At 35.0% G+C, this 23,037-nt stretch carries 18 protein-coding genes; 9 read left to right on the plus strand and 9 right to left on the minus strand.

Going from position 1 to position 23,037, the window contains the following annotated elements; genetic code table 11:
- Nucleotides 1–923: 923 nt before the first annotated feature.
- From CELAL_RS05720 to CELAL_RS05750, 7 genes are all read right to left on the minus strand, one after another.
- On the minus strand, nucleotides 924–1,205 hold the full coding sequence (locus CELAL_RS05720) for a F0F1 ATP synthase subunit epsilon (protein WP_013549952.1): 282 nt from the start codon (nucleotides 1,203–1,205) through the stop codon (nucleotides 924–926).
- A gap of 63 nt (nucleotides 1,206–1,268) precedes the next feature.
- Nucleotides 1,269–2,777 carry a F0F1 ATP synthase subunit beta gene (atpD, locus tag CELAL_RS05725; RefSeq protein WP_013549953.1) on the minus strand — a complete coding sequence of 503 codons (1,509 nt, stop codon included), beginning with the start codon at nucleotides 2,775–2,777 and terminating at the stop codon, nucleotides 1,269–1,271.
- Nucleotides 2,778–2,966: 189 nt separating this feature from the next.
- Complete coding sequence (locus CELAL_RS05730) at nucleotides 2,967–4,628, minus strand: SGNH/GDSL hydrolase family protein (protein ID WP_013549954.1); 1,662 nt, start codon at nucleotides 4,626–4,628, stop codon at nucleotides 2,967–2,969.
- Nucleotides 4,629–4,645: 17 nt separating this feature from the next.
- Complete coding sequence (locus CELAL_RS05735; RefSeq protein WP_041557567.1) at nucleotides 4,646–7,405, minus strand: TonB-dependent receptor; 2,760 nt, start codon at nucleotides 7,403–7,405, stop codon at nucleotides 4,646–4,648.
- A 223-nt stretch (nucleotides 7,406–7,628) separates the two neighbouring features.
- Nucleotides 7,629–9,476, minus strand: a complete 1,848-nt coding sequence (glmS, locus tag CELAL_RS05740) for a glutamine--fructose-6-phosphate transaminase (isomerizing) (RefSeq protein WP_013549956.1) — start codon at nucleotides 9,474–9,476, stop codon at nucleotides 7,629–7,631.
- 121 nt (nucleotides 9,477–9,597) lie between these two features.
- Nucleotides 9,598–11,460, minus strand: a complete 1,863-nt coding sequence (locus CELAL_RS05745; RefSeq protein ID WP_013549957.1) for a DUF4270 domain-containing protein — start codon at nucleotides 11,458–11,460, stop codon at nucleotides 9,598–9,600.
- Nucleotides 11,461–11,465: 5 nt separating this feature from the next.
- The gene (locus CELAL_RS05750; RefSeq protein ID WP_013549958.1) at nucleotides 11,466–12,275 is read right to left on the minus strand and encodes a glycogen/starch synthase; all 810 of its coding nucleotides are present in this window, start codon (nucleotides 12,273–12,275) and stop codon (nucleotides 11,466–11,468) included.
- Nucleotides 12,276–12,377: 102 nt separating this feature from the next.
- On the opposite strand from CELAL_RS05750, the gene panC reads away from it, so the two are divergent.
- The 6 genes from panC (at nucleotide 12,378) to radA (ending at nucleotide 18,162) form a co-directional block, all read left to right on the plus strand.
- Nucleotides 12,378–13,223 carry a pantoate--beta-alanine ligase gene (gene panC, locus CELAL_RS05755; RefSeq protein ID WP_041557968.1) on the plus strand — a complete coding sequence of 282 codons (846 nt, stop codon included), beginning with the start codon at nucleotides 12,378–12,380 and terminating at the stop codon, nucleotides 13,221–13,223.
- Nucleotides 13,224–13,240: 17 nt separating this feature from the next.
- The gene (gene panD / locus CELAL_RS05760) at nucleotides 13,241–13,591 is read left to right on the plus strand and encodes an aspartate 1-decarboxylase (protein ID WP_013549960.1); all 351 of its coding nucleotides are present in this window, start codon (nucleotides 13,241–13,243) and stop codon (nucleotides 13,589–13,591) included.
- Between the two features lie 4 nt (nucleotides 13,592–13,595).
- The gene (locus tag CELAL_RS05765) at nucleotides 13,596–14,561 is read left to right on the plus strand and encodes a lysylphosphatidylglycerol synthase transmembrane domain-containing protein (RefSeq protein WP_013549961.1); all 966 of its coding nucleotides are present in this window, start codon (nucleotides 13,596–13,598) and stop codon (nucleotides 14,559–14,561) included.
- A gap of 25 nt (nucleotides 14,562–14,586) precedes the next feature.
- Nucleotides 14,587–15,729, plus strand: coding sequence for an alpha/beta hydrolase (locus tag CELAL_RS05770; RefSeq protein ID WP_013549962.1), 1,143 nt, complete (start codon nucleotides 14,587–14,589; stop codon nucleotides 15,727–15,729).
- Between the two features lie 65 nt (nucleotides 15,730–15,794).
- A complete protein-coding gene (locus tag CELAL_RS22325; RefSeq protein WP_013549963.1) occupies nucleotides 15,795–16,289 on the plus strand; it encodes a hypothetical protein in 495 nt (164 codons plus the stop codon).
- Nucleotides 16,290–16,800: 511 nt separating this feature from the next.
- Nucleotides 16,801–18,162 (plus strand): DNA repair protein RadA, encoded by a 1,362-nt coding sequence (radA, locus tag CELAL_RS05785; protein ID WP_013549965.1) that lies wholly within the window; start codon nucleotides 16,801–16,803, stop codon nucleotides 18,160–18,162.
- A gap of 3 nt (nucleotides 18,163–18,165) precedes the next feature.
- Here the strand turns inward: radA and CELAL_RS05790 are convergent, their stop codons facing one another.
- Nucleotides 18,166–19,206 carry an aldo/keto reductase gene (locus tag CELAL_RS05790; protein ID WP_041557969.1) on the minus strand — a complete coding sequence of 347 codons (1,041 nt, stop codon included), beginning with the start codon at nucleotides 19,204–19,206 and terminating at the stop codon, nucleotides 18,166–18,168.
- Nucleotides 19,207–19,280: 74 nt separating this feature from the next.
- The gene (locus CELAL_RS05795) at nucleotides 19,281–20,042 is read right to left on the minus strand and encodes an exodeoxyribonuclease III (RefSeq protein ID WP_013549967.1); all 762 of its coding nucleotides are present in this window, start codon (nucleotides 20,040–20,042) and stop codon (nucleotides 19,281–19,283) included.
- A gap of 360 nt (nucleotides 20,043–20,402) precedes the next feature.
- On the opposite strand from CELAL_RS05795, the gene CELAL_RS05800 reads away from it, so the two are divergent.
- The 3 genes from CELAL_RS05800 (at nucleotide 20,403) to CELAL_RS21380 (ending at nucleotide 23,012) form a co-directional block, all read left to right on the plus strand.
- Nucleotides 20,403–20,858: a hypothetical protein gene (locus CELAL_RS05800; protein WP_052303978.1), complete on the plus strand. Its 456-nt coding sequence runs from the start codon at nucleotides 20,403–20,405 to the stop codon at nucleotides 20,856–20,858.
- Between the two features lie 41 nt (nucleotides 20,859–20,899).
- Nucleotides 20,900–21,940: an OmpA family protein gene (locus tag CELAL_RS05805; protein WP_041557573.1), complete on the plus strand. Its 1,041-nt coding sequence runs from the start codon at nucleotides 20,900–20,902 to the stop codon at nucleotides 21,938–21,940.
- A gap of 148 nt (nucleotides 21,941–22,088) precedes the next feature.
- Entirely contained in the window at nucleotides 22,089–23,012 is a 924-nt protein-coding gene (locus CELAL_RS21380) for a toxin-antitoxin system YwqK family antitoxin (RefSeq protein WP_013549970.1), read from the plus strand.
- Nucleotides 23,013–23,037 lie beyond the last annotated feature (25 nt).

Consider the following 23,037-nt stretch of genomic DNA (forward strand, 5'->3'; position numbering starts at 1 on the left):
CGTTTCCAGTAATTAAACGCTGTCTTACAATATGTCAATGAACTTTTATTTCTGTATTTCTTAACGCTTAGCTACGTATCGTTGTTTCCCTAAGCGGCTGCAAATATACACCCTCTTTTGAAACCTACAAGCGTTTTTGTAAAAAAAAATTAATCTTTTTTTCATAATACCATAACACCCTAGAAACAAAGACTTAACACCAAATCAATTTCTGTAATTATAGGCAAGACATGCGGCAATCAGTATTCTTTTTTTCTTAAAAAACTACAACCACCACAACGCAAATAATCAAAAAAGATCTAGCCAAGCTTTACTCCAGCACTAACACTACATCACATTACCCCAGAGAAGAGGTAAAATAGCATTCCAATCCTTTTCAAAGACCACTAAAAATCTTAAAAAATAATAATCCACATTTTTAGGTACCACCAAAAGACACCTCACAAACAGATACACAAACAATAATTAGATAAATTAATACCTATTATATGGACAAACAGACTTCATAGATACATAACCGACACCTACGCATCAAAGAATAACCTCTATTAAAAGCTTGCAGCCATAAGATTCCCGGTTACCAAAAAAAAAAAAAAGATCAACCTTAATAAAAGAAAATGCAAAGCAGGAAAAAAGAATTATTCAGCAAAAAAAAAAAAACATATCGACTTAAAAATAAATCAAGAATAGATATAAAAGCACCATAGGGCTGCACCAAAAAAATAGCTGCTATCACATGATAGAAAACCAGATTAAACAACCTCTGCAACCATGAGCCATAATTTAGAGTACACAGCATAGCATTAGTTACACCTGCAAAAAAACTCATAAACAAAAAAAATCCAGCGAAGAGACCTTCACTGGATTTTTTATAATTCTTGCAATTACCCTCTATTATGAGAAGACAATTTATTTAATTGTGTTTAGTCTGCTAGAACGATCACTTTGTTATCTTTCATTTCAACAGTACCGCTAGAGATGGCTAATGTTATTGCTCCTGTAGCCGACTTAGAAAATTTTGTTTTATAAGCTGCTTCAATAACCACATTGTTGCCTTGAATTTTAACTACGCCATCTTGTAATAAAGAAACAATAGGGGCGTGATTCGCTAACATTTGAAACTCACCATTGATACCAGGTACCGTTACTGAAGTAACTTCTCCTGAAAATAAGGTGGCTTCTGGTGATACGATTTCTAAATACATTTTTTTAGTATTAAAAAGTTAGTAATACGTATTAAGTAAACTCAACGTATTACTTTATTTTAGTTAAGCTTCTGCTAGCATTTTCTCACCAGCTTCAATAGCTTCTTCGATAGTACCTTTAAGGTTAAATGCAGATTCTGGTAAGTGATCTAACTCACCATCCATAATCATATTAAATCCTTTGATGGTTTCTTTAATATCTACCAATACTCCTTTTAGACCAGTAAACTGCTCTGCTACGTGGAAAGGTTGAGATAAGAAACGTTGTACACGACGTGCTCTACCTACTGCTAATTTATCTTCTTCAGATAATTCTTCCATCCCTAAGATGGCAATAATATCTTGAAGCTCTTTATAACGTTGCAATAACTCTTTTACATTTTGAGCACATGCATAGTGTTCTTTTCCTAAAATGTCTGCCGTTAAAATTCTAGATGTAGAATCTAAAGGATCTACCGCTGGGTAAATACCTAGCTCTGCAATTTTACGAGAAAGTACTGTTGTTGCATCTAAATGCGCGAACGTAGTTGCTGGTGCTGGATCTGTTAAATCATCTGCAGGAACGTAAACCGCCTGTACTGAAGTAATAGAACCTCTTTTTGTTGATGTAATACGCTCTTGCATAGCTCCCATCTCTGTTGCCAAAGTTGGTTGATACCCTACTGCAGATGGCATACGACCTAAAAGTGCCGATACCTCTGATCCTGCTTGCGTAAAACGGAAAATATTATCTACGAAGAATAAAACATCTTTCCCTTGACCTTCACCTGCACCATCACGGAAATATTCTGCGATAGTTAAACCAGATAAAGCAACACGCGCACGTGCTCCAGGAGGTTCATTCATCTGACCAAAAACGAAAGTCGCTTTTGAATCTTTCATTACTTTTTTATCTACTTTAGACAAATCCCATCCACCTTCTTCCATAGAGTGCATGAAATCATCACCGTATTTTATAATCCCAGATTCTAACATCTCACGAAGTAAATCATTACCCTCACGAGTACGTTCTCCTACGCCAGCAAATACAGAAAGACCACCGTGACCTTTTGCAATGTTGTTAATAAGCTCTTGAATCAATACTGTTTTACCAACACCTGCACCACCAAATAATCCAATTTTACCACCTTTTGCATAAGGCTCAATTAAATCGATTACTTTGATACCTGTAAAAAGTACTTCAGTAGACGTTGATAGATCTTCAAATTTTGGAGCTTCTCTGTGAATTGGAAGACCATCTTTACCTGCTTTAGGTAGATCTCCAAGACCATCGATAGCATCTCCGATTACGTTGAACAAACGGCCGTATACATCATCGCCAACTGGCATTTGTATTGCACTACCGGTAGCAACAACTTCTGTCCCTCTACTTAAACCATCCGTAGAATCCATAGAAATAGTTCTAACGGAATTCTCGCCAATGTGAGATTGAACTTCTAATACTAAAAGAGAACCATCCTTTTTCTTGATCTCTAGAGAATCATAGATTTTTGGAAGTTCTGAACCTGATTGAAATTCAACATCAACAACCGGCCCAATTATTTGGGAAACTTTACCTGTAACTTTAGACATTACCTAAGTATTTATGTTTAGAATTAAAGCGTATGAGAAATACAATCCGCTATGTTATAGCTTCCTGTGTTTTTCAGGCTGCAAAGATATGTTTTTAACTTATAAATAGAAATTGTTTTTTTCTTTTTTATCCACATAAAAAAAGCACCCTAAAAAAGGTGCTTTTTAAATCTATACTTTATGCTATACCTACTGTAAACCAGCAGCATAGTTTGTTGGATAATCTGCAGGATTCAATAAAGAACCCGAAGCTTCAAAATTAGAACCATAAGTAACATCTATTGCTTTCATGAATTCATTCGCTAAAAATGAATACCCTCTAGCTGTTGGATGCACCCCATCTAAAGAAAAAGCACCACCCGTAGCTAACTTAGACGTTAGTATAAAGTCTCCTGTTGAAATTCCCGAAGAAGCCAACTCACTTAAAATACTATTTACATCTACTAAAGCTAAACCAGCCTGACTCGCATTCTCTGCAATGATACTATTAAATGCACTTACTGCTGTAGCAATCTCTTCTTGCTCACTAGGTAATAATACCCATTTATCTGCTAAAGGCAATGTGATACCTTCTAATGAAAATTGCGTAGCCAAAGCTTCTGACAAACCTTGTCCTTGCAAGAATAAAACAGAACTTGCATTAACTTTACCTATAATCGCAGAACTTGGCAATACCAATAAATCTGCCGCAGTTGCTTGCCTTGCTTGACCGTAAATATTCCCAAAAAGACTCGCAACTAAAGGAGCCGCTTGTGCCGGCAAACCAAAGGATTGTACAAATACTGGAAATGTATCACTAGCACTTAATACTGCTGTAATCTGTGCAGACAAATCCGTTAACGATTCATCTTTAACCACCACTGCACTAGCCGCGGTTTCTGAAAAAACGATCTGACGCGACGTAGCACCAGTAACTCCCTGACTCTCTAAAAAAGCAAATACTTGATTTAATTGACCGAAAACTCCATTTAATGTTGGTATCTGAGGACCAAATAATGGGTTAGCCGGACTTAAAGGACTAAATGGTACCGTAGTAAAATGCGGAATACTCGTTACATTAGGTATGTTAGCCACAACTCCTTTTGCGCCATTTGCTGTTAAAGCACCAATTAATGTAGCATATGTTGCACTAAACCCTACTCCTGCTGCTCCTTCTACAGGAGTTAACGCACTTGACCCATCACCACCAGATAACGCATAGCCAAGAACATCATTATTACCAATCCATAAGGAAAAGAAACTTGGCTGTTGTGCTAATGTTAAATCTAATACACTAGCATTTGGTGTTGTTCCTGTCATACGAACAAAATACGGATTCGCTAATTGCGGTGCCAAATTTGCGATGTTACCATAACCCGGCGCTAACAAATGAAAACTTTTTGCTCCAGGAACGCCCATATTATTAAATGGACCCGTAGGATTATTAAATGCTAAATCTGTACTTACCGTAACTGGCGTACTTGATAAATCATCTAAACTTACCGGTGTAGATGTACTAATATCAAATACCAACCGAGGTTGTAAAATTCGATTTCCTGCAATAGCAATTCCCCCAACATTGTCATTCATTAAAGGTTGCGTAAAATCTCCACCACCTATTAATGCAAATTTCTGAGATAACATATTCGGCAATGAGTTTTCTTGTGATGCAATAAATAATGCATTATCTGTAAAACCCGCTGTTAATGAATTTCCTACAGCTACAAATTTAGAAAAGTCTGCAGAACCCGCTACAAGTGCAGGAGCATCTACCATTAACTCTGCCTCTACTCTATCTACATCTTCAATATCATTACAGGCAAAAAAAGTAAGTGACACCGCAGACAACAGGATATATTTTATATTCTTCATCTTAATTTTTTAGTTTATTAGTTATTAATTGTCCAAGATAGGTAGTACATAGATCCTATAAATCCTGTACCGAAAGCCGTGAAGTACTCATCACCTAGAATATTGGTGCCTCCTAATTTAAAAGAAGATTTAATACTTGGAACTGCGTAGCTTATTTGAGCATCTAAGGTATGGAACTCAGGAACAACACCATTCCCGAAAGTAGCCTCCCAGAAATAATCATCACTAAATCTATACGCTAGGTTGAAACCAAAATTTTCAAATAAGGCATCATTCCCAAAATTAGCTTTAAACTTATGCTCAGGAGTATTGAAACTAGACATGAAATCTGGATTTGCCTCTTGATCAAAATCTTGTTTTGTAAACGTATAGCTACCTCCTAAATTATAATTACCCATCACCTTCATATTTAAACCTAATGAAGCTCCATAAGAATTAATATCTACATCTGAGTTTGTGTACGCACTATACCGTTGAAAATCATCATTTCTAATTGCATCAACAGAAGAACCACCATCACCAGCAACACCATAATAAGGTGCATCTACAACTTCTTGAGAAATAAAGTCTTTATAATTATTATAGTAGGCACTAAAATCTACTACTAACTTATTTACTTTACCTCTATAACCAACTTCAAAAGAAGTTACTTGTTCTGCTTTTACCAAATCTGCATTCGCAACTCTTAAATCATCTGCATTTCTAGTTACTTTAAAGGTTTCTACCGATTGAGAAGAATAGGTATCACCATAAGCAGCTGCACCTGTTTGTGTAACTTGTGCAGGATTACCATCTAATTGACCACTTTCACTAACGGCAAAACTTCTCGTATACCGGTCTAAGTTATCTGAAGCCGATCCTATTAAAATAGCCCTACCTGTATCTAAGCCAATAAATAAATCTTGTGTTGTTGGGTTTCTAAAACCTGTTTGTACAGAAGCCCTAATATTATGATCTCTACTTAAACTATACCCTGCAGAAATACGCGGAGAAAAGAAACCATCAAAGAACTCTGATTTGTCATACCGAATAGATCCCGTTAATTTTAAACTCTTATCATCCGAAAAATCAAATTTCTTCTGAATTTGAGTATACACACCATATTCTGAATACCCAATAGGGCCATCAAAATCTGTATAAATAGTACCTGAAGAATTTAAATCATACCTTCTAAAGGAACCTCCTAATTGAATCTCAGCAAAATCTGTTAAATGTCCAAAATTATAATTCGCATCTGCGTGGTAATATTTTGAAGCATCTTTAAACTGAGAACCTGTAGCTAAGTTTGGATCTTTGATAACCCGATCAAAAGCACTCTGAAATTCCGTAGTTCCTGGCAAATAACGACCCGTATCTGCTACCGCTCTTGCTGCAGCATGTTTTTGATCATCTGTTAACCCTGTTGGGTTACCACTAAGTTCTATTCCTGCATAGGTTTGAATATACTCTCCAAACCACTGCTCATCTGATTTCCATGATCTGTTGATGTTAATTCCCGTAAAGACCATATCATAAGAATCTCCCGCTTTATCACCAACAACATACCCTCTTACAAAGAAATTATCATTTTTAACCTCTAATTTATGTTGCTCTTGAAAAAATCCATTGATGTTATATCTATTGGTTCCTTGATATATAGTAGATCCTGTACCCACCTTACCTACATAAGACACTTCAAGATTGCTACCTTCTATAGGACGGTAATAGAGACCCCAATCTGCTTTGATGCTTTCTGCATTGTAATTGGTTAAATCACTCTCATTATACCCTGTTCTACTCACAACAACGTTTGGAACAATACCAAGACCAGAAGCCGATCTAATATTTGTGGAAACTTCATCTCCATACACATTGATACCATCATAGTTATAATTGGCTCTTGTTCTTGTAGGATCAAACTTATCTACTTCACTTGTAGCGGCCCAATCGGTTCCTTTTAAATACCCGAAATTTACTTTTGCAGCAAATTTATCTGAAAATTTATGTGCTGCACGAATACCAAAATCGGTATACGCATTATCTCCTGATGCTTCTTGAGAGGTGATTCCTCTCTTAATAGAAACGCTTATCCCTTCATGATCAAAGGCACTTTTACTTCGCATAAAAAGAATCCCATTAAAGGCATTAGCTCCGTAAAGCGCAGAAGAAGCCCCTGGTAATAATTCTACACTCTGAACATCTGTCTCTATCATACCTACCAAATTCCCGATAGGAAAATTTAATGCTGGCGTAGAATTATCCATTCCATCTACCAATTGCATAAAACGGGTATTTGCGAAGGTTGCAAAACCCCTTGTGTTTACAGATTTAAAGGTTAAACTGTTTGTATTTACGTCTACACCTTTTAAATTTTCAAGACCCCCGTAAAAATCGGCCGCCGTAGTATTTTTAATTTGTTCAATCCCAAAACGCTCTACGGTTACTGGAGATTCAAAAATTCTTTCTGGCGTTCTAGAAGCTGAAATTACAATCTCATCTAAAAGTGTTTGAGATTCATTTAAGGATGCAGATACATTTTGATTGTTTTTTGTAATACTTACTGTGCTTTCTGAATAGCCAATACTTGAAATTTTTAGTTTAAAAGGAGGCACTTCTGAAGTCTCTAGAACAAAGTTGCCATCAAAGTCTGTTACTGTTCCTACAGTTTTACCTACGATTACTACATTTGAACCAGGAATTGGTTGCCCATCTTGATCTACTACATTTCCTTTTACTGTGGTTTGAGAGAATCCCAATGTTCCCACTAAAAGGAAGAATACATACATTGTTGTTTTCATTCGAGGGAGTTAAGTTTAATTAGTTTAAAATCGAAGATACATATTTTTTCATATGATTTCTAAGAAAATAAAAAAAATTATGCATGCATAGTATTATTTTGACAATAAGACACCCAAATTATTGAATATTTTGTAAAATGAAAGAATAGGGAAGCTTAATTTAAAAACAAAAAAAAGGGGAAGATGTAAACATCCTCCCCTTTTATACCTTATTACAAGGCTATTATTCTACAGTAACCGACTTGGCTAAGTTTCTTGGCTGATCTACATTACAACCTCTCATTAATGCAATATGGTAAGATAATAACTGCAAAGGAATTGTAGTTAGTAACGGCGTAAGGCTTTCAAAAGTTTCTGGCACTTCAATCACATGATCTGCAAGCTCCTTAACGGTTTCATCACCCTCTGTTACAATCGCTATAATTTTTCCTTTTCGAGATTTAATCTCTTGGATATTACTTACTACCTTTTCATAGTGACCTCTTTTTGTTGCAATAACAAAAACTGGCATTTGCTCATCTATAAGTGCTATAGGACCATGTTTCATTTCTGCAGCAGGATAACCCTCTGCATGAATATAACTAATCTCTTTTAACTTAAGTGCACCTTCTAATGCTACTGGAAAATTATAACCTCTTCCTAAATAAAGACAATTGGTTGCATCTTTATAAACTGCAGCCACCTTCTCTATTAAGTCATTAGACAATAATGCCTTTTCTACCTTTGAAGGAATGTTCTCTAATTCGGTTAAAAATTCATGGTATTTACTTTGCGAAAAAACTCCTTTTTCTTTCGCCAACTTTAATGCAATTAAAGTTAATACGGTAATCTGAGTTGTAAATGCTTTTGTAGAAGCAACGCCTATCTCAGGACCTGCATGCGTATAAGCACCTGCATCTGTCTCTCTAGAAATAGTAGACCCTACCACATTACAAACACCAAAAACGAAAGCTCCTTTTTCTTTCGCTAATTTTATAGCTGCTAATGTATCTGCCGTTTCTCCTGATTGCGAAATAGCAATTACCACATCTTTATCTGTAATAACCGGATTTCTATATCTAAATTCCGAAGCATACTCTACCTCTACAGGAATTCTTGCTAAATCTTCAAAAATATATTCTGCCACTAGACCTGCATGCCATGAAGTACCACAGGCTACAATAATAATTCTATTGGCATTCATGAATTTTTCTAAATTATCATCAACACCAGCCATTTTAATCAAACCTTGATCTGCTAATAAGCGACCACGATACGAATCTTGAATAGCTCTTGGCTGCTCATAAATTTCTTTCAACATAAAGTGATCGTAACCACCTTTTTCAATTTCTTCAATATTTAACTGCAACTCCTTAATAATAGGATATACTACAGCATCATCTTTAATTTTACGAAGCTTAATTTCTTTACCCAAACGGATAATTGCCATTTCTTCGTCATCTAAATACATAGCGTTATTAGTAAATTCAATAAATGGCGTAGCATCAGAAGCAATAAAAAACTCATCTTCTCCGATTCCGATAGCCAAAGGACTACCTAATTTAGCCACCACTATTTCATCTGGCTTATGTTTATCAAAAACAGCAATAGCATAAGCACCAACAACTTGGTTTAATGCAATTTGAACCGCTTTTCCTAACTTAACATTCTCTTTCTTTTTTACTTCTTCAATAAGATTAATCAATACTTCTGTATCGGTATCTGAATGAAAGACGTAACCACGATTGATCAATTCTTTTTTAATAGAATCATAGTTCTCTATAATTCCATTATGAATAATCACTAAATCTCCCGAGTTTGAATAATGCGGATGAGAATTTGCATCATTAGGCACACCATGTGTTGCCCATCTCGTATGTCCTATTCCAAGCTTACCCTCTAAAGACATGGTAGCTTCTGCTTTCTTTTTTAAATCTTCAACCTTACCTTTAGTTTTACATAAGTTTATAGTTGCACCGTCATAAATAGCAACACCTGCACTATCATAGCCTCTATATTCTAATCTCTGAAGTCCTTTTATAATAATTGGATAAGCATCTCTATGCCCTATATACCCTACAATTCCACACATATTGAATAAATAATTTGGTTAATGTCTAAAAATTCTAGGCAAAACTATGAATTCTGCAAAGATTTTTAGACTAACTATAGACGTAAAACGAATAAAAACTTTAAGTGGTATAATTTTACCCTTAATTCTGGTTTACCTCGGTGTATAAAATTTCTAATTGAAGTTTTTTATCCAGGTCCGTACCGCTAACGTTACTACCATAAAGTACGGTACCAAGTGGGTTAATAGTTGACATTAACGGAATATTAACTTCTGAAGATGCTAATTTTGCTGCTGAAGTAGAAACAATTCTTATGTCTGAAGTAACCGATAAACCTAATGTAGACACAGCTTGATCACCATTTAACAATGCATTTATATAATCAGTAATTCTGATTTTATATTTAATTCCTTTTTCACTTTCTTTTTGTAAAACACCATCATAAAAAGGAAAAACATTTAATGCGGTAGGGTTTGTGACATTAAATTCTGTAAACGTATTATACAATGTCTCATTAGTCTCTGCATTATATAGATACAGACGTGATGGCTCTATAACTCCAGGAGCAGCATCTAAACTTGTTCTATCTACATAAAAGACTAAGTTAGCCTCATTTATAATCCAGTTATTAGCTTTAATCTGTGCGATAATGCTAGAACTTATCGCAGTTTCTTCACCAAACAATTTAAGCTCAGCATAAGACCCGGCACCACCTTTTAGATATATTTTTTCTGCATTTTCTGTTGAATTTATAGCCTCCAACACCTCTGGAGCATAAGCTTCATTCGTAAATGTATTTACCGCATTACCGGTAATTGCAGATGTAATCCCATCTCCGGTAACTAAATTAATAACAAATTGCTTTTCTAAAACAACATTCTCATCATCAGAAACGTCATAAGCAGTATCGTTTACATCAATTGCATCATACGTATAGGTCACAGTAATACTAGCCCCACCCAAATTTAACAACATAAATATATCATCGTCAGCATCAATAGCGATATTGATTCCGCGTAAGAAATTTTTAAAATTGGTATTGTTTAAAAGTTCCTGAGAACCTTCTTTATCCAAAATATTTTCTTGAAAAAACTGATTATTTAAAGGCACCCAAATACCAGCACCAATAGTTTGAGCTACCGTTCCTTCCTCATCAACATCTTCCGTATCTGGATCATCGTCATTATAAATTATAATTTCAGTATCACGAACGGTCTCCGTACCATCATATAAAAGATCTGTAAGGAAAGGCGTAAAATCATGATCTGAATAAAAATCTTGTGACTGTTCAAAATTTACATCAGGATCTAAATCTCTTAAAAAATAAGTAGAGCGTTGCACTTTTATATTAAAAGGAGCTGCTTTACCCGACCCATAAATACTATCTAAAACATATGTTTTAGGGTATGCGCTTACATTATTCTCTGCATCTACTGCATCCAAAACACCATCACCATCAGTATCAGTACTATACGGGTTTAATCCAGAAATTCTCTCTTGATTATCACTAACGCCATCTCCATCAGTATCGCTATTTGCATCTGCCGGGTCTACATCTAAATCATCTGGTACTCCATCTCCATCAGTATCTGTAACATTTCTTAAATAAGGAATAAATAGATAAACGCTTTTTACGGTTTCATTTTCAACAATTGTTGCAGGTATCGTATCTGTTACCGCACCATCTTCAATGGTTTTTGAGTAAGCCCCAAAGGTTGGATTTACTGTTGAAAGCTGTAACTGAGACGTAATCGTCGCCGTAGTTTTCCCGTAAAGTGGGTCATTAAAATTACCTAATTGATAAATAGGTAATCGATTAGATTTAACGGTATTTATTTTCTTATTATAAGCAAAAACATCAAAAACAGCTTTACCTGTTCCAAATGGTTCACCAGCGATTACACCTGAACCTATGGTAGCAACTTCATCTTCACAAGATGAAAACAATCCAGCTATTACTACTCCTGTAAGAACAGAAAAGCTTATTTTTTTAAGAAATGTCATGTAATTTACTTTAGAACTTCAGTGTTATAAAAATTTGCGTAAGCCTCTTCAAACTCATGGAAGGGAACATACGGAAGCACTGGTTTTTGAAGCGTAGCAATGTGTTTAGTCAAGTCCTCCGAAATTTCCTCTGAGGCTAAAATAACTGCATCTGAATAATCTACAGCTATCTTTAACAAATTATTATAGTCTGGTTTTGCCAACGGAGTAATATCATCAGCAGAAATTCCATCAAATTCTATTTTCTTAACGATATCAGGATTCAACTCTTCCTCAAAGCCTTTAGAGTATACCGAAGTAACTACTTTGCTTTCTGAAAAAAGAGGCTCATCTGCATAGTATTTTTTTAGATATAACGGCACTAAAGAAGCCATCCAACCATGAACATGGATAATATCTGGTGACCAGTTTAATTTCTTAACTGTCTCTACAATACCTTTTGCAAAAAATATGGCACGTTCATCATTATCCGGAAAAAGAGTTCCGTTTTCATCAGCGAATGTAGCTTTTCTCTTAAAATACTCTTCGTTATCAATAAAGTAAACCTGAATACGTTCTTTAGGTATAGAAGCAACTTTAATAATTAAAGGCATATCCATATCGTTGATGACTAAATTCATCCCCGACAGACGGATTACCTCATGCAGTTGATGACGTCTCTCATTGATATTACCATACCTTGGCATAAAGATCCGTATCTGACCTCCATTGCTATTCACCATTTTAGGTGTTTCGTATGACATCAGGGAAACCTCATTCTCTGGCAAGTAGGGTACTAATTCAGAAGATACAAACAATATCTTTTTACCATCCATAAAAGCTATTTTTAATTTTTTTATTGGCGTGGCTGCAAAATTACAAAAATTATGCAGATTAGCAGTAATTATATAAGTTTGCGAGTTGTTAAATACAAACTAATGCTAGTAATAGAAACTAAAAAGGAGCTAAAAGACAAATTGTCAGCGTTTTTTTCAAACAAGAAATCTCTCGGACTTGTACCAACCATGGGTGCTCTGCACTCTGGACACCTTTCTTTAATTGAAAAAGCCTCAAAAGAAAATGATCAGGTAATTGTGAGCATTTTTGTGAACCCAACGCAGTTTAATAACCAAAAAGACCTCGAAAAATACCCAAAAACGCTAGAAAATGATTTAAAAGTAATAAAAAAAGCGTCAGATAACATAATAGTTTACACCCCTTCTGTAGCAGAAATTTACCAAAGCAACGTTACCGCTGAAATTTATAATTTTGAAGGACTTGACACCGTAATGGAAGGAGAATTTAGAGCTAACCACTTTAACGGCGTAGGCACCATTGTTGAAGAATTTCTGACTAGCATTGCTCCCAATAAAGCTTATTTTGGCGAAAAAGATTTTCAGCAACTACAAATTATTAGAAAACTTGTACAACTAAAAGCTATTCCTGTAGAAATTATTGGTTGCCCAATAGTACGAGAGGAAAGCGGCCTAGCTATGAGCTCAAGAAATGAAAGACTCTCTGCCCCAATGCGTAAAGAAGCTGCATTCATTTACAAAATACTCAAAGAGGCCAAAGAAATGTTTGGCACAAAAAGTGCATTGGAGGTAGTAGAATGGGTTGAAAATGAGTTTAAAAATAACAAATATTTAGCATTAGAATATTTCAAAATTGCTGATATTGACACCCTAAAATCTGTAAACAAAAAAATAAATAACAAAAAATACAGGGCATTTGTCGCAGTTTTTGTAGACGACATTCGACTTATTGATAACATTGCCTTGTAAATTATTATCTTTGTACCATGCAAATAGAAGTTGTAAAATCTAAAATACACCGTGTAAAAGTTACCGGAGCAGACCTTAACTACATTGGAAGTATCACTATCGATGAAGACCTAATGGATGCTGCTAATATTATTAGAGGAGAGAAAGTTCAGATTGTGAACAACAATAATGGAGAACGTTTAGAAACGTATGCCATTCCCGGACCTAGAAAAAGCGGAGAAATAACCCTTAATGGTGCTGCCTCTAGAAAAGTGGCAGTAGGAGACATCCTTATTTTAATTACCTATGGCCAAATGGACATTGAAGAAGCAAAAAAATTCAATCCATCTTTAGTATTCCCTAACGAGGAAACTAACTTACTGAATTAAGCTCTTGAAGAAATCTTTAAAAAAAACACTAAAAACAGTACTCCCAATAAGCTTGGGAGTTTTTTTAGTTTGGTACTCCTATAACGCTACATCAGAAGAAGATAGAGCACAAATTATTTTTTACATAAAAGAAGCTAATATGTTTTGGGTGGGAATCTCTGTTTTAATGGGGATTCTAAGTCACATTTCTAGAGCTATTAGATGGAATTACCTTTTAGAACCCTTAGGATACAAACCAAAAATATTAAATAATATTTTTATTATTCTTACCTCCTACTTTGCCAACTTAGGGATTCCTAGATCTGGAGAAATACTTAGAGCAACAGCATTAACAACCTACGAAAAAGTACCTTTCGAAAAAGGATTCGGCACTATCGTTACAGAAAGAGTTGTGGATTTAATAATGCTTTTGACCATTATTACGATTACCTTTTTTCTTCAAACAGATATTATTTTAGCCTTTTTTGAGGACAAAGGTTTTAATCTGAATAAAATAGTAGCCATACTTGGAGCAGCTACTTTATTTGCAGGTGTAGCTTTCTATCTTTTAAATAAATCATCGAACCCATTTCTTTTAAAAATTAAAACTTTTGCCTTAGGATTACTCCAAGGAGTTACCAGTATTTTTAAAATGAAACACAAGTGGGCGTTTATTTTTCATACGCTATTCATTTGGTTTATCTACATCGCTATGTTTTGGGTCATAAAATTCACGGTTCCAGAAACAATAGATTTAACCATTAGCCAACTGCTTGTTGCCTTCGTTTTTGGCGCATTTGCAATGACCGCAACTAATGGTGGCGTAGGACTTTACCCTATCGTAGTAAGTAGTGCTTTAGCCATTTTTGGCATAAGCAGTGTGTCTGGAGATGCCTTTGGCTGGATCATGTGGATCTCACAAACTTTAATGGTTGTAGTTTTCGGTGCAATATCTTTTCTTGTATTACCGTTATTAAACAGAAATAAATAATTACAAGTCCCTAAATTTTTCTGTCATGAAACGTATACTTACCGTATTGGCTTTCTTTTTATACCTTGGAACGAACGCACAAGTTACCCAAGAAATTTTTGAATCGTTTAAACTTCAAGAAAGGAGAGACGTACAATATTATGTTCCTGAGGATTATACTCAAGAAAAAAAATATCCCTTAATTGTTGTTTTAGATGCAGAGTATTTATTTGACAATGTGGTTGCTACAGCTAAATTTTACAGTAAATTTCATGGTATGCCACAAGCTATTATAGTTGGCATAAACCAATATAAAGATAATTTAAGAGCACAAGATTGCGCCTTTGATGAAGGCTCTGGCTTGCCTTCTGACAAAGCAAAACTATTTTTTGAATTTATAGGAATGGAACTTATTCCTTATTTAGAAACTAGTTATAGTACAGCGCCATTTAAAATGATTGTAGGCTATGATGCTACTGCTAACTTTAGCAACTACTATCTTTTTAAAGAAGAATCTCTTTTTAACTCCTATGTAACTATTTCTCCAACGCTAGCACCAGAAATGGAAACAAGAATTCCTACTAGATTAGGTGCTATGAAAAAAACAATTTTCTATCATTTGATTACCGATGGTGAAAAAGCAAAGAGAGATACCCAAACACCAATTCTTAACACCGCTATTAAGGCTATTGAAAAAGAGAACTTATATTATTTCTATGATGAATATTTAGAGGCAGATCATATCTCGGTAGCGACATACGCTTTAGGAAAAGCATTTGACAATGTTTTTAGAATGTTTAAACCAATTAGCCCTACCGAATATAAAACGCAAATAATAACTTCAGATGAACCTGTCTTTGATTATTTATCGAATAAATATGATATGATTGAAAAACTATTTGGTTTTAGAAAGAGTGTGGACTTAAATGATATTATGGCTATTTATGCTGCTTCTCGTAAAAAAGAAGATTTTGAATCACTAAAACCATTAGCAGATTTGTGTAAAAAAGAATACCCAAAAACTATGCTAGGCTTCTATTTTGAAGGCGAATATTACGAGCAAATGGGAGAACCAAAAAAAGCACTACGTACATTTGAAAAAGCATTTGGAATGGATGAAATAGATTTCTTAACGAAAGATATGGCCTTAGAGAAAATTGATGCCTTAAAAGCTGATTTTGGGTATTAGAATTAGACTATATTTTATAAATATGTTTAAATTGCACACCAAAACCACTCAATTACTTTAAATAAATGGACCATCAACCAAACAAATCAAATTCTAATATTCTATCTATTGTCGGAATTGTATTTGGAATTTCGAGCTTAATCTTTTCTGTAATCCCCTGCTTAGGTGTTTTCGCTATCATCTTTGGGGCTATAGCAATCATCCTTTCAATCATAGCTGTGATTAGGGTCTTTATGTTAGAGCAAACAAAAATACTAGCCATAATAGCTTTGGTCATTTCTTTGCTAGGCATGGCCTCTCTCGGATTTCAATTTTTCGTGACTTCAAAATTAATATATGACGAAATAGAGCTACAACAAATAAATGAAACGGAAGAGCTAGATGAACTAGAAGAATCAGAAGACACAGAAGAGTTGGATGTGATACCCGAAGAGATAGAAGAGATAGAAGAGATAGAAGAAGTACAAGAAACCTCCTTTAACTCAAAAGGTTTAAAACTGGAATCGGGAATAGAATCAGACACCTTTGTTTATGGAAGCCACAGATGCTATACATCGTAGAAATCATCTTTTCTTTAACCTACTCTTTATTTTATTTTTCACCTCAGCACTACTCTACGTTTTAATCTCGAAGGATACACTAACGTGCTATTACAAGACCAATTATGGCATAGAGTGTCCCACCTGCGGATTTACACGAGATTTTAAATCCATTTTAAATTTTCAAACAGCGCATTTAATCAACACGCAGTCTTTACTGTATTTTAATATCCTAAGCACTTTTTTTATAGCTAGAATACTAATCAGTCTTATTCTCTTATTTAAATTCCGTTATAGACCCATCTTAATCGTAGACCTCATACTTATTTGCGTTTTTATTGCAGCTATCGCACTAATTTATTTTAAAATGATCTTTCAAACGGTCATCTAAAAAAAAGTAATCCGTCTGACTTTGAATAAAAAGTTAATTTCCAAAAACTAAAATACCGCTTTATACGGTTTGGAGTGCTTAAATTTTCCGATTTTAATTACCCCTTATTTAGTACCTTTATCCAAAACCTAAAAAGAGGGAATGGCTAAAACTAAAACAGCTTTTTTTTGTCAGAATTGCGGCACACAATATGCTAAATGGGTAGGACAATGTACTGCCTGTAAAGAATGGAATACCGTTGTTGAAGAAGTGGTTCAGAAAGAAGAAAAATCGAGCTGGAAAACCCCAACAAATACTGCAAAAAAAGTATCTAGACCCTTGCGTGTTAATGAAATTAGCACTGAAAAAGAGTTGCGATTAAACACCTTTGATCTTGAATTTAATCGTGTTTTAGGGGGCGGACTGGTTCCTGGTTCTTTAACGCTTTTAGGCGGTGAACCTGGTATTGGAAAAAGCACCTTGCTACTTCAAATTGCATTAAAACTACCCTATAAAACATTGTATGTTTCTGGCGAAGAGAGTCAGAAGCAAATAAAAATGCGTGCAGATCGTATACACCCAAATAGTGATACTTGTTTTATTCTAACAGAAACAAAAACTCAAAATATTTTTAAGCAAATAGAAGATACCGAGCCCGATATTGTGGTGATTGATTCTATACAGACCCTGCACACTGATTATATTGAATCTGCTGCGGGAAGTATTTCCCAAATTAGAGAATGTACAGCTGAGCTTATAAAATTTGCCAAAGAAACAAATACACCTGTAATTTTAATTGGCCATATTACTAAAGATGGTTCTATTGCCGGGCCAAAAATTTTGGAGCACATGGTAGATAGTGTACTTCAGTTTGAAGGCGATCGTAATTATGTATATCGGATTTTACGTTCTTTAAAAAATAGGTTTGGATCTACCTCAGAACTGGGAATTTATGAAATGCAAGGAAGCGGTCTTCGTGAAGTTAATAACCCATCAGAAATATTAATTTCTAAAAATGATGAAGGCTTAAGTGGTACTGCAATTGCTTCTACCGTAGAAGGTATGCGCCCGCTTATGATAGAAATTCAAGCCTTAGTAAGTACTGCCGTTTACGGTACACCACAGCGTTCTACTACAGGATACAATGCCAAACGTTTAAATATGCTTTTAGCCGTATTAGAAAAACGTGCAGGATTTAAATTAGCTGCAAAAGATGTCTTCCTAAACATTACTGGAGGAATCTCTGTAGACGATCCTGCGATAGATTTGGCCGTAATTGCTGCTATACTTTCTAGCAATGAAGATATCGCTATAGAAAAAGGAGTTTGTTTTGCTGCAGAAGTTGGTTTAGCTGGCGAAATACGCCCTGTACAACGTGTAGAGCAACGTATTTTAGAAGCCGAAAAACTAGGCTTCGACACTATTTTCGTTTCTAAAAACAACAAAATAAGCCTAAAAGACACACAAATAAAAATTCAGCTTGTCGCTAAAATTGAAGATGTAGCCAACTATTTATTTGGATAAAAATTAAGGGGCAGGATTAGGAATTTGGTTATGAATTTTCTCAATACCTTCTAATACCTCTGTACTTAATTTTACATCAATACTAGCAATATTTTCTTCTAATTGGCGCATACTAGTTGCGCCAATAATGTTACTCGTTAAAAAAGGCCTTGTATTCACAAAAGCCAGCGACATTTGCGCTAATGAAAGATCATTTGCTTGGGCCAACTCATAATATTTCTGAGTAGCTGCTACTGCCGTTTCGCCACTATACCTTTTGTAATTAGGGAATAATTTTATCCGAGAATTATCTGGCAATCTATCGCCTAAATATTTACCACTTAATACCCCAAAACCTAAAGGAGAATACGCCAAAAGACCAAGATTTTCGCGGTGTGAAATTTCAGACAAGCCTGTTTCAAACTGTCTATTTAACAAGTTGTATGCGTTTTGAATCGTAAGCATTCGAGGCAAGGTAGCGTGTACCTTACTCTCTTCTAAAAAACGCATAGCTCCCCAAGGGGTTTCATTAGAAATACCTACTTCTCTAATTTTTCCTTCTTGTTTTAAATCGCGTAATGTTTCTAGAACTTGATGAAAATTATCTTCCCAGAAATCTGCAGCATCATGCGCATACCCACGTTTTCCAAAATAATTAGTATTTCGTTCTGGCCAGTGTAGTTGATACAGATCTATATAATCTGTCTTTAAGCGCTCTAAACTACCCTCTACAGCATCTACAAGTGAAGCTCTATCAAAACCAGTAGTACGTATAAACTTTGTGAATTCTGCTCTACCAGCAATTTTTGACCCCAAGATTATTTGGTCTCTATTCTTCTTTTTCTCAAACCAAGTACCTATTACTTTTTCTGTTGCAGATTTACGATCAGGATGCGCAGGAATAGGATACAATTCTGCTGTATCAAAAAAATTAACCCCTTGCTCCACCGCATAATCCATCTGTTCATGACCTTCAGCTTCCGTATTCTGGTTTCCCCAAGTCATTGTTCCTAAACAAATTTTACTAACTTCTATATCGGTATGTGGTAATTTGGTATAAAGCATAAGAAAAAGCTTGAAATTTAAAAATTCAAAAATAAGCATATCAAACACCTATTTCCTTCCTATTGAAATAAAAATTAACTCAATTCAACTAAAATTGGACAGTGATCACTATGTTTTGCTTCTGCTAATATTACGGCTCTTTTTAATCTATCTTTCAGGGGTGTACTTACTAAAGCATAATCTAGACGCCAACCCTTATTGTTATTCCTTGCATTGGCTCTGTAACTCCACCAAGTATATTTATCTGGCTCCTCATTAAAATACCGAAAACTATCAATAAAACCATTGTCCATAAAAGCGCCAATCCACTCCCGTTCTACAGGTAAAAATCCCGAGGTGTTTTTTAAGCCTACTGGGTTATGAATATCAATAGCCTTGTGGCAAATGTTGTAATCTCCTAAAATGATTAAATTAGGGTGTTCTACCTTTAAATCGGTAACATACTCCTGAAATTCTGCCATATATTTCAACTTAAAACTCAAGCGATCTATATTGGTTCCTGATGGTAAATACATACTCATCACAGATACCCCATCATAATCTGCACGGATATTACGTCCTTCAAAATCCATATAATCAATTCCTGTCCCAAACTCTACATGGTTTGGCTTTGTTTTAGAAAGAATTGCAACCCCGCTATAGCCTTTTTTCTGAGCGCTATACCAATAATTATACGAGTATCCCGCTTCTTCAAACAAGCTTAGATCTAATTGCTCCTCCATTGCCTTAATCTCCTGCAAACAAACCACATCAGGATTTACAATTTTTAACCAATCTATAAAACCTTTATTTATTGCTGCCCTAATTCCGTTTACGTTGTACGATACAATTTTCATCTGTAACTATTTAATTTTTTTAAAGACTATGCTTGTGACTTTGCGCAGCATAAGAATGTAATTCGCCAAGCAACATTTCTATTGTACGTTATAAAAATGATAGGCTTATGCTATGAATTTTACTTGTTGCCGAAAATACGTAATGTTTGCTATTAGATGCAAGTTTAGCGTCTTCCAAAAAATCAGAGAATTCAAGGTTTTTCATTTTTAGTATACTAATTGATTTTCATACCCAACTACTATTCAAATAAAAAAAATAGTAGTTCTACTCCTTGTTTTAAGTAGCGTGGACTTGCTTCCGCACAAGCCTATAGAGCATACAACGAGAATCAGGAATTAAAATTTAATATTGGTTTGTTTTTGGCCTCAACAACCGTTGAAGGCAGTTATGAGTATTATTTAAATGAAGATACTAGCGTTGGTGGTACTTTGTATTTTGATAGCACCCCATTGAATTACAATGGAAACTTTGGAATAGGTCCAAATTTTAGAGCTTATTTTGGTTATGCCCCACGTAGTGGCTTTTTTGCAGAAGCCTTTGGATTGTATTATCCTGGAGAGATTAAAGATTCTGAAATTACAAATACCACTTTAGATCATACCTACAGCAATTGGCCTAGGTATAGGCCACAAATTTGCAACTTACAGTCAGAAGTTTACCTTAGAGTTCAATGCGGGTTTAGGCCGGAATGTGAACCCTCAAGAATACCAGAACACTTTTATGTACAAAGCAGGACTTTCTATTGGGTTCAGGTTTTAATAAGTTACGATTTCACAACGCAAACTTTTAAATTTCTTAACCTTTTCCTCACCTAAAAAGTAATTACCTTTTCATTCGCAATTCACACGAGAATACAATGAAAAAAATAATCCTGCTTACCGCCATGACTCTTAGCTTATTTTCTTGCAAAGATGATCCAAAAGTAACGCCACAATTAGAGCAAGAAACAGAAACTATACCCATTCAGGAAACAGACCGTGAAGAACCTCTAATAGTGTTTAAAGAATTTGACTGGTCTTCAATTCCTGTATCAGATACTAACATTGGAGTTTTCCCCTATTTAAAGGCCCCAGAAGGTTTTATAATTTGGGAAGACGGGCATAATGATGTTGCAAAAAATGGAATGACTAATTATTTTGATTACAATAAGCTAATTATGTATACAGGAACTTCATTCTTTAATGCCGATGGTAAAAAAGCCGAACTAGACTTTGCAATGTCTGATCGTACTATCGAATTTGAGCAGTATAAATTTGACCAAAGTATTGAACATTATTTAGAACGCATTGGCGCACAGTTAATTTTTAAAGGTCAGATTCCTCGTGAGAAAATAGAGCACCTTAATAAAGAAGATGATAAGACCGTGTTCAAATATATACAAGGAGATCCTTATAATAGCTCTCCCGTGAAGCACTATGTATTAAACCATGTAAATGGGAAAATAATTTTTCAAGTTTGGAGTAATTCCGCACGAGCTGAAATTGGTGTGGTAGCACTGGAAAGTTTTAATCAAACCATAAAAGCCCCAACTGCTAGTGAAATGAAATCTGACATTGACAAAACAGGGAAGGCCATTCTAAACATTAATTTTGATACTGATAAAGCAACTTTAAAACCTGATGGCGAAACATTGGTCGCTGAAATATTTACCTTATTAAATGAAAACGACAGTTTAAAGTTATCTATTGAAGGGCACACTGATTCTAGCGGAAACGTGGAAAGAAATAAACAACTTTCTATGGATAGGGCAAATACTGTACTATATACCCTTGCAGGTAAAGGTATCGCCATCAATCGTTTGACAGCAAAGGGTTTTGGTGCCAAAAACCCAATTTCACCTAACGATTCTGAAGAAAACAAAGCAAAAAATAGACGGGTTGAATTAGTCAAGATCTAATGGAGAAAGCTATAACAAACCGTTTGGGTTGTTTACTGTGTAACAAGACAATTAAGTACATGCTTCAGTAATTAAAAATTAACTATTTTTTATTTATAATTAAAAGCTATTCAGTACATTAGATACTAGTATAGCCTAATTAATTTTTATGAAAAAAGTTACTTCATTTTTGTTTCTAATTTTATTCATCGCAACCATTTCTCACAAAATAGCAGCGCAGGAGAACGTATTATATCCGCAAGTTTGGTTCGATGAAAAAGATGCCAGTTCTAAATTAACGGAAGGTAGTGGCACCATAACAGGTAGTGCTTTTACCTTTGAAACTAACCAAGCGGCGGCAGGAAGAGAAAAACATAAGGCAAAAGAAAAAACCAAAGTAATTCTTTTTCCAGTAACCGAATATTTAATTGAAGTATCCAAATTACAAAAAGTATTAGGCGCTGCTGGTCGCGTAATTATGACCGAAAAAGCATTCAGTTACCGACTCGAAGCGGAGACAGATCAAAACGGAAACTTTACTTTTTACAAGATGAGACCTGGTAAATACTACATTCAATGCAATTTAGAATTTGTGGGACACGCAGTAGGCCAACAAGAGGTAGGGAGAACAAATTATTACAATGGGTATGGGTATTACGCTGGGTCCTCGGCTATTTACGAAGCCTACAACTACAGCTATAATGCGAGCCATGTATTGGTGAAATTTGTAGAGATTAAAGAAGACGGAGAGGTTATTGAAGCTAAATTAAAACCAAACCGCGTATTTGAAAACTATAAAAAACTTGGTGCCCAATTATCTATGGGAGATCGTTGTGGCAGCTATGATGGAAAGCAATTTGGAAAGTGTACCGAATATTATGACAACGGCCAAACTAGAATTATTGCCAAATGGAAAGATGGTGCCCAAGATGGTACGACTCTTGAATATTATGATACAGGAGAACTAATGACAGTATCTAAATGGAAAAACGGACAACTAAATGGGGATACCACCTATTACAATAAAAACCAATCTGTAGCAGAGATCGTCACGTATAAAAATAATATCGAGGTAAAATCTAGTAAGCAATAGGGGAAATTTCATCTTTATCATTTGG

Source organism: Cellulophaga algicola DSM 14237, assembly GCF_000186265.1.
GTDB classification, from domain to species: domain Bacteria; phylum Bacteroidota; class Bacteroidia; order Flavobacteriales; family Flavobacteriaceae; genus Cellulophaga; species Cellulophaga algicola.